The organism is Caulobacter sp. DWR1-3-2b1, from assembly GCF_049895765.1.
Lineage (GTDB): Bacteria > Pseudomonadota > Alphaproteobacteria > Caulobacterales > Caulobacteraceae > Caulobacter.
Genome location: NZ_JAFCSZ010000018.1, coordinates 68,739 through 81,374 on the forward strand (window position 1 = coordinate 68,739; position 12,636 = coordinate 81,374).

General features: G+C 64.3%; 18 protein-coding genes and 1 pseudogene. 11 read left to right on the forward strand and 8 right to left on the reverse strand.

What is annotated here, in order from left to right; genetic code table 11:
• Window positions 1–57: 57 nt before the first annotated feature.
• The 3 genes from ACP69S_RS15390 (at window position 58) to ACP69S_RS15400 (ending at window position 3,209) form a co-directional block, all read left to right on the forward strand.
• A complete protein-coding gene (locus tag ACP69S_RS15390) occupies window positions 58–243 on the forward strand; it encodes a hypothetical protein (RefSeq protein ID WP_425998651.1) in 186 nt (61 codons plus the stop codon).
• 212 nt (window positions 244–455) lie between these two features.
• Window positions 456–2,432 (forward strand): ATP-binding protein, encoded by a 1,977-nt coding sequence (locus ACP69S_RS15395; RefSeq protein ID WP_425998653.1) that lies wholly within the window; start codon window positions 456–458, stop codon window positions 2,430–2,432.
• 141 nt (window positions 2,433–2,573) lie between these two features.
• Window positions 2,574–3,209: a DUF4272 domain-containing protein gene (locus ACP69S_RS15400; RefSeq protein ID WP_425998655.1), complete on the forward strand. Its 636-nt coding sequence runs from the start codon at window positions 2,574–2,576 to the stop codon at window positions 3,207–3,209.
• 49 nt (window positions 3,210–3,258) lie between these two features.
• Here the strand turns inward: ACP69S_RS15400 and fliE are convergent, their stop codons facing one another.
• The 3 genes from fliE to flgB are packed head-to-tail and all read right to left on the reverse strand — an operon-like array spanning window position 3,259 to window position 4,461.
• A complete protein-coding gene (fliE, locus tag ACP69S_RS15405; protein ID WP_425998657.1) occupies window positions 3,259–3,573 on the reverse strand; it encodes a flagellar hook-basal body complex protein FliE in 315 nt (104 codons plus the stop codon).
• A 10-nt stretch (window positions 3,574–3,583) separates the two neighbouring features.
• Window positions 3,584–4,003, reverse strand: a complete 420-nt coding sequence (gene flgC, locus ACP69S_RS15410) for a flagellar basal body rod protein FlgC (protein WP_425998659.1) — start codon at window positions 4,001–4,003, stop codon at window positions 3,584–3,586.
• An 11-nt stretch (window positions 4,004–4,014) separates the two neighbouring features.
• Window positions 4,015–4,461: a flagellar basal body rod protein FlgB gene (gene flgB / locus ACP69S_RS15415; protein ID WP_425998661.1), complete on the reverse strand. Its 447-nt coding sequence runs from the start codon at window positions 4,459–4,461 to the stop codon at window positions 4,015–4,017.
• A 207-nt stretch (window positions 4,462–4,668) separates the two neighbouring features.
• On the opposite strand from flgB, the gene ACP69S_RS15420 reads away from it, so the two are divergent.
• From ACP69S_RS15420 to ACP69S_RS15430, 3 genes are all read left to right on the forward strand, one after another.
• Window positions 4,669–4,980 carry a hypothetical protein gene (locus ACP69S_RS15420; protein WP_425998692.1) on the forward strand — a complete coding sequence of 104 codons (312 nt, stop codon included), beginning with the start codon at window positions 4,669–4,671 and terminating at the stop codon, window positions 4,978–4,980.
• The gene (fliP, locus tag ACP69S_RS15425; RefSeq protein ID WP_425998694.1) at window positions 4,977–5,777 is read left to right on the forward strand and encodes a flagellar type III secretion system pore protein FliP; all 801 of its coding nucleotides are present in this window, start codon (window positions 4,977–4,979) and stop codon (window positions 5,775–5,777) included. The genes ACP69S_RS15420 and fliP overlap by 4 nt, the downstream gene beginning before the upstream one ends.
• 96 nt (window positions 5,778–5,873) lie before the next feature.
• Window positions 5,874–6,785 carry a ribokinase gene (locus tag ACP69S_RS15430; protein WP_425998662.1) on the forward strand — a complete coding sequence of 304 codons (912 nt, stop codon included), beginning with the start codon at window positions 5,874–5,876 and terminating at the stop codon, window positions 6,783–6,785.
• 85 nt (window positions 6,786–6,870) lie between these two features.
• Here the strand turns inward: ACP69S_RS15430 and ACP69S_RS15435 are convergent, their stop codons facing one another.
• From ACP69S_RS15435 to ACP69S_RS15455, 5 genes are all read right to left on the reverse strand, one after another.
• A complete protein-coding gene (locus ACP69S_RS15435) occupies window positions 6,871–7,239 on the reverse strand; it encodes a hypothetical protein (RefSeq protein WP_425998664.1) in 369 nt (122 codons plus the stop codon).
• A 100-nt stretch (window positions 7,240–7,339) separates the two neighbouring features.
• On the reverse strand, window positions 7,340–7,837 hold the full coding sequence (locus ACP69S_RS15440) for a PAS domain-containing protein (protein WP_425998696.1): 498 nt from the start codon (window positions 7,835–7,837) through the stop codon (window positions 7,340–7,342).
• A 195-nt stretch (window positions 7,838–8,032) separates the two neighbouring features.
• On the reverse strand, window positions 8,033–8,452 hold the full coding sequence (locus tag ACP69S_RS15445) for a MucR family transcriptional regulator (RefSeq protein WP_425998665.1): 420 nt from the start codon (window positions 8,450–8,452) through the stop codon (window positions 8,033–8,035).
• A gap of 197 nt (window positions 8,453–8,649) precedes the next feature.
• Window positions 8,650–9,873, reverse strand: coding sequence for a DUF2336 domain-containing protein (locus ACP69S_RS15450; protein ID WP_425998667.1), 1,224 nt, complete (start codon window positions 9,871–9,873; stop codon window positions 8,650–8,652).
• 119 nt (window positions 9,874–9,992) lie between these two features.
• On the reverse strand, window positions 9,993–10,877 hold the full coding sequence (locus ACP69S_RS15455; RefSeq protein ID WP_425998669.1) for a crotonase/enoyl-CoA hydratase family protein: 885 nt from the start codon (window positions 10,875–10,877) through the stop codon (window positions 9,993–9,995).
• A gap of 32 nt (window positions 10,878–10,909) precedes the next feature.
• On the opposite strand from ACP69S_RS15455, the gene ACP69S_RS15460 reads away from it, so the two are divergent.
• The 5 genes and pseudogenes from ACP69S_RS15460 to ACP69S_RS15480 all read left to right on the forward strand — a co-directional run.
• A complete protein-coding gene (locus ACP69S_RS15460) occupies window positions 10,910–11,041 on the forward strand; it encodes a helix-turn-helix domain-containing protein (protein WP_425998671.1) in 132 nt (43 codons plus the stop codon).
• An 81-nt stretch (window positions 11,042–11,122) separates the two neighbouring features.
• Window positions 11,123–11,263 carry a hypothetical protein gene (locus ACP69S_RS15465; RefSeq protein WP_425998672.1) on the forward strand — a complete coding sequence of 47 codons (141 nt, stop codon included), beginning with the start codon at window positions 11,123–11,125 and terminating at the stop codon, window positions 11,261–11,263.
• Window positions 11,264–11,650: a cupin domain-containing protein gene (locus tag ACP69S_RS15470; protein ID WP_425998674.1), complete on the forward strand. Its 387-nt coding sequence runs from the start codon at window positions 11,264–11,266 to the stop codon at window positions 11,648–11,650.
• Window positions 11,651–11,978: 328 nt separating this feature from the next.
• Complete coding sequence (locus ACP69S_RS15475; RefSeq protein WP_425998676.1) at window positions 11,979–12,446, forward strand: hypothetical protein; 468 nt, start codon at window positions 11,979–11,981, stop codon at window positions 12,444–12,446.
• 40 nt (window positions 12,447–12,486) lie between these two features.
• Window positions 12,487–12,636 (forward strand): annotated as a pseudogene (locus ACP69S_RS15480) (IS3 family transposase); the annotation flags it as partial.

The window sequence follows — 12,636 nt, forward strand, 5'->3', positions numbered from 1 at the left end:
CAGTGGCGGGGAACCGACTCAATCTCGATCCTGTTGATGGTTAATCGGAGATAAAAGATGGCCTCGTCATCCCTGCAGTCCGCCCCGTTCGACGCTCGCCGCAGCAAGCGCCGCGCCAGACAGTGGCCGCTGGGCCTGTCGGTGCTGGCCATGACCGTGGCCAATGCGGCGCTGTGGTATGGGATCTATGCCCTCACCCACGGCGTTTTCGCTCTGGATCCGAGCTTTTTCGCAGGTCTTTAGCCGACGTCCTGGGCGTTTGAGGCTCGCCGCTTGCTCACACTCAGGCCAATCCCCGAGCCCGCCCCTCAACCCGCCGCTCTGAAGCGCCTTCCGCGAGCCTGCGCGAACCTAAGACTTGTTTTCGCCAAGCCAGGATGACCAAATTCGGACCCAGGGCTGAATGGTCCGATTTCACGCATCGAAATCAACGATGTGCGGCAGTGGAGGCGTAGGTGGCGTTCTGGAAACGGCGCGAGTCGATTTCCAATCTTCCGATCGAGCAGGTGGCGTCGTTCTACGCGCAACTGGCCGAGGGCGCCGTCGTGGTCGATGCAACCGGCCGCATCCTGATGGTCAATGCCGAGGCTGAGCGCATTCACGGCGTGGCGCACCTCAAAATCGGCCCCGTAGACTACACCAAGGCCTATTCGCTGCGGACCCTGGATGGTGCGCCTCATCCCTCCGCCGACCTGCCGCTGGCCCGCGCGTTGCGGGGCGAAACCGTCATCGAGGCGCGCTGGCGCATTGTCCGGCCTGATGGCGTGTCGGTGCTGGCGATCGGCAGCGCCTCTCCCGTTCGCGACGAAGCTGGGGTGCAGATCGGCGCGGTTCTGACGGTGCGCGACGACACTGCCCGCGATGTCGCCGAGCAGGAACTGCGGCGCCTGAACCTTGGCCTACAAGCCGAGATCAAGGCCCGGACGGCCGAGCTTAGTCGAGCGTGGGAGCTTAGCGCCGACTTCCTGGCGATCTGTGGGCTGGACGGGCTGATGACCGCCTGCAATCCCGTTTGGAGCCGCCGCCTGGGCTTCGACGATACCACCCTGTTCATCACCCCCTTCTGGGATCTTGCGCCGTTGGAGGATCAGGATCACGCCGCCAACAACTTCGCCGTAACGCGAGGCCGCAAGGCGCCGGTGGATTTCACCAGTCGGCTGGTCGGCCTGGAGGGTCGGGTGTTTAGTGTGCACTGGACCCTGGTGGCGGAACGCGACCGGATCTACATCTCGGGCCGCGACGCGACGCTGGAGATCAGCACGGCGACTGAACTGGAAGCTGCTCACGCCGCTCTGCGCCAAGCCCAGAAAATGGAAGCCATCGGCCAGCTGACCGGCGGCGTGGCCCACGACTTCAACAATCTTCTGACGGTGATCCGCTCCAGCGTCGACCTGCTGCGCCGACCTGATCTGGATGACCGCCGCCGGCGCCGCTACATCGACGCGATTGGCGAGACGGCGGACAGGGCCGCCCAGCTGACCGCGCAACTGCTGGCCTTCGCGCGCCGCCAGCCCCTGAAGGCGGAAGTATTCGACTCCGTCGACAGCGTGCAGCGACTGAAGGCCATGTTGCAGACCCTTGTCGGAGCCAATGTCACGCTGGATATCGAAGGCTCATGCGACACTTGCGCGGTCGAGGCCGACCGGGGCCAGTACGAAACGGCGCTGATCAACATGGCCGTGAACGCGCGCGACGCCATGGACGGACGCGGCCAATTGTCGATCCACGTTTCGACCTCGGACGTCATACCCGGCGGTCGCGCTGCGCCTGCCGTGTCTGGACGGTTCGTCGTGGTGGCACTGACCGATACCGGGCCAGGCATTGCACTCAGCCAACAGGAGCGGATCTTCGAGCCGTTCTACACCACCAAGGCCGTCGGCAAGGGCACCGGCCTTGGGCTAAGTCAGGTCTATGGCTTCGCCAAGCAGTCTGGCGGCGATGTGCGTGTCGCGAGCCTTCCGGGCCAGGGCGCGACCTTCTCGCTCTACCTGCCAGCCACGACCAAGCGCGTGGCCGGCAAGGTCGAGCCCTTCGAACACACCCCGTCCATCGCGCCACAACGCCATCGTGTGCTGATGGTCGAGGACAATGAAGAGGTCGGCGCCTTTGGCCGGCAGCTGCTGACCGATCTTGGCTATACCGTCACCCTGGCCCGCAACGCGGTTCAGGCCCAGGCGCTGCTGGAGGTCGATCCCGACGCGTTCGACGTGGTGTTCACCGATGTGGTCATGCCGGGCGAAATCAACGGCCTGCAGCTGGCCAAGCGCCTGCGCGAGACCCGGCCCGACCTGCCGGTGATCCTGACCAGCGGCTACAGCGACGCCCTGGCCAACAGCGAGGGCCAGGGTTTCGACCTGCTGCAGAAGCCCTATTCGGTGGAGGCCCTGTCGCGGATCATCCAGCAGGGCGGGCGGGCGGCGGTTTCGGAGTAAGGGTGGGGACGTCGAGCTTGCGCTTTACACAACTAGGCTAAAGTCGAGTATCGGGAAGGGCGATAGGTTTAGCAGCGCCAGTCTGTACGAGGGCCACTTCGGCGCGGACTTCGCTTTGGGTGGACTGCATGGGGTTGAGCGATGATCTCTGGCTGGTTTTCAAATCTCGTGAGCAACAGGCGCGAGCGGCCTGAAGCGGACAGCGAGGAGTTTGAAGGCGAAGCTGAACCGCGCCCCGTCGATCAGGTGATCGCCCGAGCCCTGGCTCTCCTGATCGTGGCTCGCCGCGCGACGACCGGGGAGCGGCTTGCTGCTACGACCGAACTTTCAAGACACAGGGATGTAGTCGAACTGACAGCATCCGAGACAGCCTTTTTGATGGATGAAGCGCCATCGCCTCAGTCTTGCAAGCAATTTAGCTGGAGGTATGAAGCAATTGTTCCACTATTATGGTCAGTGAATCTGCTTGATAAGATGGGATCCACACGCGAAACGATAGACACCGCGACCTTGGAATCCATCCTCCTGGAGAATTCGTTTGAGCAATTGATTGCTAAAGCGCAGATCCGGCCGATTAACCTGATTGAAGATGCAGCCGACGAGCTGATGGACGCTCTTTGGGCGATCCGTGCGGGGCCAATCGCTCTGTTATTCCCCAACGCGCGAGAGAAGCGTCCAAACGCCAGCGTTGTCGTTGAACGCTACTACGGGCTGAACTGGCTAAGACGATGGAACGACGAGAGCAAGGGCTGGGACGGCGTCTGGCTGGATACTTGAGTCTTTCGGCTGCGTCAGCAAACTGGCCAGACAACCAATTTCCCAGCCGCTAGATCGGCATCCGCATGATTTCCTGGTACGCCGAGATCACCTGATCGCGCACGGCCATCACCGTCTCGAGGCTGGCCTCGGCCGACGAGATGGCGGTGACCACGTCGATCAATTCGGCCTTGCCGGTCACCTGCTCGGCGACCTTCATTTCGGCGGCTTTCGAGGTCTGGGTGACCTCGTTCATGGCGTTCTTCAGCAGGTCGCCGAAGTCGACGCCCTTGGCGGCGCCGCCTCCGCCGATCGAGCCGATTGAGCCGATCGACATGGCCCCTTGCGAAGCGTAGGCCTTGGCGGCGGCGAGCGCGGTGATCATCGGTCAGCCCCTATTTGCGCAGCATGTCGAGGGTGCGCGACTGCATGGAGCGCGCGGTCTCGATGACGTTGAGATTGGCTTCATAGGCGCGTTGCGCCTCTTTCATGTCGAGCGCCTCGACCAGCGAATTGACGTTGGGCAGCTTGACATAGCCCTTGCCGTCGGCGGCCGGATTGCCCGGATCGTATTCGGTCTTGAAGTCGCTCTGATCAGGCTCGACGCGCAGCATCTTGACACCCTCGGCGCCGTCGATCTTGGTCGGCTTGAACACCGGCACCTGGCGACGATACGGGTCGCCGCCCGGGGTTCGGGCGGTGGAATTGGCATTGGCGATGTTCTCGGCGATGACCCGCATGCGGCCTTGCTGGGCGCGCAGGGCCGAGGTGGCCACGGCCATGGTCGACAGCGAGTTGGACTTGATCTCGGGCATCTAGTCCCTCCTCACCCGTTGACCTTGCGTGCGGCCATCCGCAGCATGGTCATGGACTTCTGGTAGAAACCGACGGCGGCGTCGTAGTTCATGCGCGCGTCGGACATCTTTAGCATCTGGTCCTCGAGCGACACCGCGTTGCCGTCGAGCGTGGTCTCAGAATCGACGCCCGCCGTGGCCCGCCAAGCGCTCGGCGCGTTCGAGGGGGCCATGTGCGAGGCCGAGGTGGCCATCATCGAAACGCCGTTGGTCGGAGCGACCTTGCCGCCACGATAGGGCGTCTGGCCCGAGCCCTGGTTCATCAGCGAGGCCTGGAAACTGTAAGCCTTCAGGTCGCGCGGCTGGTAGCCGGGCGTGCTGGCATTGGCCACGTTCTGGGCGATGACCTTCTGCCGCTCGGACAAATAGCCGAGCCTGCTCTTGAGCATGCCAAAAAGGGGAATGTTGTCGGGACCCATGGCGATCATGGTGAAGAAACAGGGTTAATCGGCCATTAAGGAGCGTCAGGCACATTCAGTGCGTGACAGCCGAAAGTGGCTATCGGTTTCGGCGCCCGTCACGCACTAAACCATTTCCCTGGCAGATTTTTCTTCGAAAATCTTCTGGTAACAACGCGGCATTTGCCTGCGCCATCTTGTCTCGCATAGCTGGTCGATCCGGGCGTCATGAACATCCTAGAATTCATTCGCGCCATCGCCGCCCTGGCCGTCACCCTGGGCCTGATCGGCCTGGCGGCCTACGCCCTGCGCCGGTTTGGCCCCGACGCCCTGTCGCGCCTGGTCACCTCGCGCCAGGTTCGCCGGCTGAGGGTGGTCGAGAGCCTGGCCCTGGACCCGACCCGCCGGCTGGTGATCTTCAGCCTGGACGGCGAAGAGCGCCTGATGCTGCTGGGCGAGGGCAAGCTGCTGGACTGGGGTCCCAAAGCCGCTGCTGTTCCACCCTCCCCCGTCGTTCCCGCCCCGGAGCCTGTGGTCTGATGCGCAGCCTGATCAAATCCATAGTCGGCGCCAATTCGCAGGACCTGCGCCGCGCCGCGATCATCTCGGTGCTGGTCGCCCTCGGTACGACCATCCTGCCGGCCGCCGCCTTCGCCTCGTCGGCGATCAATGTGAATCTGGGCACCGGCGCGGGCCTCTCCGAGCGGGTCGTCCAGATGGTGGGCCTGCTGACGGTGCTGTCGCTGGCGCCGTCCATCGTGATCATGACCACCTCGTTCGTGCGCATCGTGGTGGTGCTGGGTCTGCTGCGCACCGCCATCGGCGTGCAGCAAAGCCCGCCCAATCCGGTGATCATCAGCCTGGCCCTGTTCCTGACCGCCATCGTCATGGGCCCGACCTTCGAGCGGTCCTACGACCTGGGCGTCAAGCCGCTGCTGGACAAGCAGATGGAACTGCCCGAGGCGTTCGATGCGGCCGGCGGGCCGGTGAAGGAATTCATGCTCAAGCAGGTGGACCGCGACGACCTGGCCCTGTTCGTGCGCCTGTCGAAGATCCCCACGCCCAAGACCGCCGCCGACACGCCGCTGAAGGTGGTCACGCCGGCCTTCATGATCTCCGAGTTGAAACGCGCCTTCGAGATCGGCTTCCTGCTGTTCATTCCGTTCCTGGTCATCGACCTTGTGGTGGCCAGCGTGCTGATGAGCATGGGCATGATGATGCTGCCGCCAGCGACCATAAGTTTGCCGTTCAAGCTGATCTTCTTCGTGCTGGTCGATGGCTGGCGACTTGTGGCAGGCAGTCTCGTGGAGAGTTTCCAGCGCGGCGCTGGAGGGTAGCGTGACAGCCGCAAGTGCCCGCCGGTTTCGGCGCCCGTCACGCGTCAATGGAAAAGGCAAATCCGCTCGGCACGAGCGGATCGTAAGGTCTTAGCTATGAGTGTTTTCGTCCTCGGTTCGATCAATGTGGACGCCGTCGCGCGGGTCGACGACCTGCCGCGTCCCGGCGAGACGGTCGCGGGTCTGTCGCTGGAGCTGTTTCCTGGCGGAAAGGGCGCCAATCAAGCCGTCGCCGCCGCGCGCATGGGCGCCCCGACGCGTCTGATGGGCGCCGTCGGCAAGGACGACAGCGGTCCTGGCCTGAAGACCAAGCTGGCCGGCTATGGCGTGCAGGTGGCCGATGTTCTGGAACTGTCGGGAATGCCCACCGGCCAGGCCCATGTGTGGGTGGCCGCCAGCGGCGAGAACATGATCGTGGTCACCAGCGGCGCAAACGCCGCCATCACGCCACAGCACCTGACCGCCACCCCGCTAGAGGGTCAGCGCGTGCTGCTCAGCCAGCTGGAGTCGCCGGCCCAGGCCATCGAGGCCCTGTTCCGGGCCGGCGCCGCCAAGGGCGCGTTGCGCATCCTCAACGCCGCTCCCGCCCTGCCCCAGGGCGCGGCGCTGTTTCCGCTGACCGACATCCTGATCCTCAACCAGACCGAACTGGCCACCTACGCCAAGCTCGACGAGGAGCCCGTGCGGCTGGAAGAGGTGTCGCGCGCCTCACGCAAGCTGATGAGCCGCCCCGACCAGGTGGTGATCGTCACGCTGGGCGCCGCGGGCGTCGCCTGCATTCGTCGCGACGAGGCGTTCCTGATCGAGGGTCGCAAGGTCAAGGCCATCGACACCACCGGAGCCGGCGACTGCTTCTGCGGCGCCCTGGCTGCGGCCCTGTCGACCAATATGGACCTGCGCGAGGCCGTCGAAATGGCCAACGCCGCCGCCGCTCTCTCGGTGCAAAAGTCCGGCGCGGCGCCGTCCATGCCGAGCAAGCGCGAGGTCGAGGCGTTCCTGGAGGGGTGAGGCTCTACGACCCTCCGGTCCAGCCCCGTTAGAGAGAGAGAGAGAGAGAGAGAGAGAGGTGTTCAGGCTGGGCCGACGTCACGCCCTAGCGGAAACCAAACGCGGCCCAGACCAGCAAGATCAATCCCGCCGGAGCCAGGGTGACAAGCGCTGAGAACGCCAGGCCCAACCGGAAAACCAGCGGCCGGACCGGCGCCGTATTTTCCACGCGCCCAGCCGACCAGAGCCATTCGCTGATCCAGCCTAATGTGTAGGCAATGTTGACTGCTACGGCGTAGCCAACGACGAGCACGATCAGAAACGCGGGCTCGAGGACATCCCCGCCAGGCGGTGTGAAACGGCCGCCGATAGCGAACATGACAGCGATCGTGGCGAAGCCGGCCACCGCCATGACGGCGTTAAATGGAACTCTACGGAGTTCCCACCAGATGATGGCTGACCAAGGCGGCGACATAGATTTCCCTTCGTCAAACGACAACTCGCGTTATGGAGGAAGATTGGCCGCGTTTAAACCGAAAGAAAGCCTGCGTACGACTTTGGCGTTAGGTTCGCATCTAAGCCGCGCGGATGCCGCTGAAGCCGTGATCCGAATGCGTGCCGATCACCGCGTCGTAGCCGAGGATCATGTCGACATCCTTGCCGTTGCTGGCCAGGGGCAGGCGCAGCCACAGGATCGACATGTGCGGCGCGCCGCGCCAGGCCATGCTGTGGACGCCGACGCCGGGACGGCGGCCATCGACCACCTTGTCTAGTTCCTCGCGCCAGTAGTCAGCGGCGGCGGTGTTATAGACGTCCGACAGACCCTTGCCGGTAATCTCGCGGCCATAGAGGCCGTACAGACCGGTGCCGGCCAGACGCAGGCGATAATCGCGCGGCTGGTTGATCACGTCGATCAGGCTGACGGTCGGGAGCATGCGCTTGATGCCAAGCGGGCTCACGTCTCCGCGCGCCGGGAGGGCTGCCCCCCGTCGGAGCGACGCCCAGTAGGCGAACATCTCCTGGTGAGCGCGGGCCGCAGAGGCCGATGCGCTCAACTGCGCGTTCATCTTCAGATTCCTTAACAAGCCGTTGGAATCACGACGATTCACTATCGCTTAAGGAACGAATCGCGGGCAAGCGAAAACGACACCGCCATCCAAGATTTCGGTGCAAAGTCAACCAGCAAGCGAAACGCCCGCCAGCCGACTCGGCTGACGGGCGTCGATGTTTTCTGGCCGCCGCGATGGCAAGCGCTTGATCAGACTCGGCTATTTTCCGCCGCGTGGCGGTTTGCGGCCGCCCTGGCCAAGCCCCATCGACTTGGCCAACTCCGAACGCGCCTTGGCGTAGTTGGGGGCGACCATCGGGTAATCCCTGAGCAGGTTCCACTTGGCCCGATAATCTTCGGGGCTCATGTCGTACTTGGTGCGCAGGTGGCGCTTGAGCGACTTGAACTTGCGGCCGTCCTCAAGACACACGAGATGGTCCGGCGCGATGGAGCGTTTCACCGGAACCGCAGGCTTTTTGGGCGCGACGAGCTCGGCGTCAGGCGGGCCATCAACCGCCGCCAGGGCGCGGTTAACCTGCCGGATCAGCGCTGGGACCTCCGTGGCGGCGACCGTGTTGCCGCCGACATAGGCCGCGACGATACCCGCCGTCAGGTCGAGGAGGTTCGATTGGTCGTCCATCTGATCTAATCCGCCGCGATTTTCGTTTGTTCTTGTCTGATTCCGAAATCAGTCATCGCGTGAATAACCATAACGGGCGCATGCGGCAATATACAGAAATGAAGAATACACGCCAATTAATCCAACGCACCTCCACACAGAGGTTGAGCCCTCAATACCCGGCAACAATTGGCCGAATGCGTTCAACGATATTTGAGTTAACGGCCGAAATCGCGTGACAGCGCTAGCATCGCCGCGCGCTGAGGCACCGAATATTCGTCAACGGCGGCTTCGTCGCCTTCGCGGATGGCTTTCAGCAGGGCCGGCGTCAGGGCGGACGACAGCGACCAGTTCCAGTAACGCAGCACCGTCTGCGCCCGGTCCACAGCGATCATGTCGTACACCGCGAGCACCCGCTCGAGCGCTGGGGCGGTGGCGCCTGTCGAATCCACCTCGGGACGCCGCAGGCCGCGCCACAACGCCTTGAGGGCCGAACGCGGCAGGCCTGTGGCCTTGCAAAGGATAGCCAGCGGTTCGCCGCCCGGATCGGTGAAGATCTTGGCGCCGGTCATGGGCTTCAGGCCTGAGAGGTAGGAGATTTCCTCGGCGACATCCCGCGTCATGCCGTTCTGAGCCGCCGCGACGGCGTCGTCGAGGCTGTCGAACGGGCTCCTGGCGATGGCGGCGCGATTGCGCTGGCGACGTTCGATGAACTGCAGCGCCTTGCGCGACATCGGGTCCTGCCAACCCTCGGCCGAGGCCATGGCGAACACGTCGCCCACGGCGTCCTGCAGGATTTCCCGCGACACCGCGAACCGCTGCAGGATGGTCTTTCTCGCCTCGGCGTCGGTCCACCAGAACATCACATAGGCATGGCTGGGCCGCAGTTCGGGGCGACGCAGCAGCAGCGAGATCAGTTGTGGATTGTCTCGTGTCGCCGCCACGATGGTCTCGACGCCCTGGTGGCTGAAGCGCGCCAGTTCATTGCGCAGCAGGGTTTCGATGATGACAGGTTCGCCCATGTCGACCATGGCGTCGGCCACCACCTCGCCCACCCCGCGACGCAGGGCGATCAGGCGCCGGTGGGCGGTCGAGGAATGATAGAGGCAGTTGATCAGGTCGGCGTCGCTGAGCCCGGGCGCGTTCTCGAGCAGGGCGCGGGCCACAGGCAACTCGTCGCGCAGCAGCAGGCGAACCAGCACGCCGGGCACCTCGCTCAGGGTCGCCAGGCGCCGCGCGACCTTCTCGCGCTCTTCGACCACCGCGTCGCGGAGCATCTCGACCAGAAGGTCGGCGGTCATCGAGCGCTCGAAGGCGTTGATGCGGCTGGCCGGCAGGCAGACAACATCGGCCAGACGCTTGAGCAGGGCCGCGCGCGACTTCGCCGCCGGCTTGGGAGGCTCCGGGGTCAGAAACGGGTTGATCGACGCGGGTTCGCTCATGGTCATCCTGACGGTCACATCAGCCGTCACCCCGAACTGATCAGATCGCCATTAACGTCCGATGAGCGGGCCGGTTCGGCGTGCGCGGCACGATGACGCCGAACCGCGACCAAACTGCGTCAGCTAAAGGGGTGCGAACCCCACTCCGGCCAGATATCCGGCAGATCGGTGGAGACCTTGTCGGGATAGACCGGCGTCCGCTTTTCCAGAAACGAGGTCACCCCCTCCTTGGCGTCGGCGGCCGAGCCGCGCGACTGGATGGCCCGGCTGTCGGCCTTGTGGGCCTCCATCGGGTGATCGGCGCCGGCCATGCGCCACAGCAGCTGGCGGGTCAGGGCGACCGAGACAGGCGCGCTGTTGTCGGCGATCTCGCGGGCCAAAGCCCGGGCTGCTGGCAAAAGATCTTCCGGCGCGTGCAACGAGCGAACAAGGCCGCGATCCAGCGCTTCCTGCGCGGAAAACACCCGGCCCGTGTAGCACCACTCCAGCGCCGTCTGCATGCCGACCAGACGCGGCAGGAACCAGGATGAAGCCGCCTCGGGATTGATGCCGCGACGGGCGAACACGAAGCCGAACTTGGCGTCGGTCGAGGCCAGGCGGATATCCATGGGCAATTGCATGGTCACTCCCACCCCCACGGCCGCACCGTTCACGGCGGCGATGATGGGCTTCAGGCTCTCATACATGCGCAGGGTGCAGCGGCCGCCGCCATCGCGATAGATGTCGCCGACCTTGCCCTCTTCCCGCTCCAGCGCCTGGGGCGAGGTGCGGTCGAAGGTGGCGCCGCCCGCGCCCAGGTCCGCCCCGGCGCAGAACGCCCTGCCCGCCCCGGTGACGATCACCACCTTCACCGCATCGTCGGCGTCGGTGACATCGAACACCTCGATCAGGTCCTTCATCATCCGCGCGGTGAACGCGTTCATCCGCTCGGGCCGGTTCAGGGTGATCGTCGCTATCCCATCCTCGACGGAATAGAGCAGGGTCTCGAAGCTGGGCGACGACATGGGTGTTCCTCCTGATTTTCACGCAGTCAAACATGCGTTTGAGTCAGGAGCAACGCTCGGTGAACGAGACCGCCTATCTGGTCGGCTTTTCCGATCCCAGCGCCTTCTCCCGCGCCTTGAAACGCTGGACGGGATCGAGCCCCAAGCGCTTGAAGGCGGGCTGACACGGCTTTCCTTTGTCAGATCCTTACCGGCGCCCGCGCTCAGGCCGCGCCTATGCTCGGTTCCAGCAAGGGAGGACTTTCATGAACGCCATTATCGCCGGCCTGTTGGCGGCCGCCGCTGTTTCCACCGTCGGCGGGGAAGGCGCGCAGCCCTTCGTGGTCAAGGCCGACACGGATCGTCTGGGTGAAACCACTCTGCTCTTCGGCAACAGTCCCAGCTAGGTGAAGGTGTCGTCCGCGGATACCAACGGTCGCTTCGCCCTGTTTGAATATGCCGGCCACACGCGCGGCGGGCCACCGCTGCACGTGCATATGTCGCAGGACGAGATCTTCTTCATCCGCGCGTGCGACTACCTGTTTCAGGTCGGCGACCAGAAGCACAGGCTGGGGGCGGGCGACACGATCTTCCTGCCCCGCGGGATACCGCACACATTTTCGCAATTGAGCGCGGAAGGGCGCATGGTGTTCATGTTCACGCCAGTGGGCGACATGGAGGCTTTCTTCCGCAGACAGGGCGCATTGCAGGGCCCGCCATCGCCGAAGGACGCCGCCGACATGTTCGCCCTGCATGGCATGAAGATCGTCGGCCCGCCGCTGCCGATGGATTGAGCCAAGACGGGAGATCGGGGTGTCTCAAGGGTTCCATTTCCTGCCGCCCTCGCCGCGTCTGGCGGATCTGGTGCGCCAGCATCAGATCATCAGGCTGCGCTTTGGCGGCGGCGAGACGGTTCCGCCCAAGCTCTATTGGCCGCGGCCTGCCGCAGCCATAGCTTTCTATCTCCGTGATCCGGAGTGGGTGCGCTCACCCCTGTGGCGCGAGGCTCGATCAAAGCCGCGAGCCGTTCCCATCGGCCAACCCACCACTCTGACCTGGCGACGGGGCGGTCGTGATTTCAGCGTCTACCAGATCGAGCTTGCGCCCGGAGCGCTGCATCGATTGACGGGCCTGGCCCTGTCGGACCTGACTGATGAAGCGATCGACGCTGAAGCGGTCTTTCCGACCAGCTTCCGGCGCCTGATCGACCAGCTTGAAGACGCCGATGATCCCGCCGTGATGATCGCGCTGGCAGAGGCCCACCTCGTCGCGCAACTTGATCGTCGCGGGCGGGAACAGGCTGTCAGCGACAGAATCGCCCAGCGCCTGATCGCCAAGCCGGGGGCCTCAATCGAACGCCTCGCCGAGCGCCATGGCCCGGGACCGCGCCAGTTGCGCCGCGCCTTCGCCGAGCGCATCGGCTTGTCCCCCAAGCTTTTTGCGCGGGTCGCCCGTTTTGACCTCTTGATCCGTCTGCACAACCGCTCGCCGGCCGAAGACTGGCTGACGCTCGCCCTGCATGCCGGATACTACGACGATCACCACTGTCCGCCGTCAGCGCCTTTGAGACAGATTGAGGGTTCCGTTTAGAGGAGGGTTTTGGTCTCATCGTAGTGACGAAGGAACGAAGATGAGACCAAAACCCTTGGCCGCGAAAGCGGCGCCCGGAGAGCGGGTGGTGAAGGATATCCGGCGGGCGACGCGCCGGCATTTCTCGGCGGAAGACAAGATCCGGATCGTGCTGGACGGGCTGCGCGGGGAAGACAGCATCGCTGAGCTC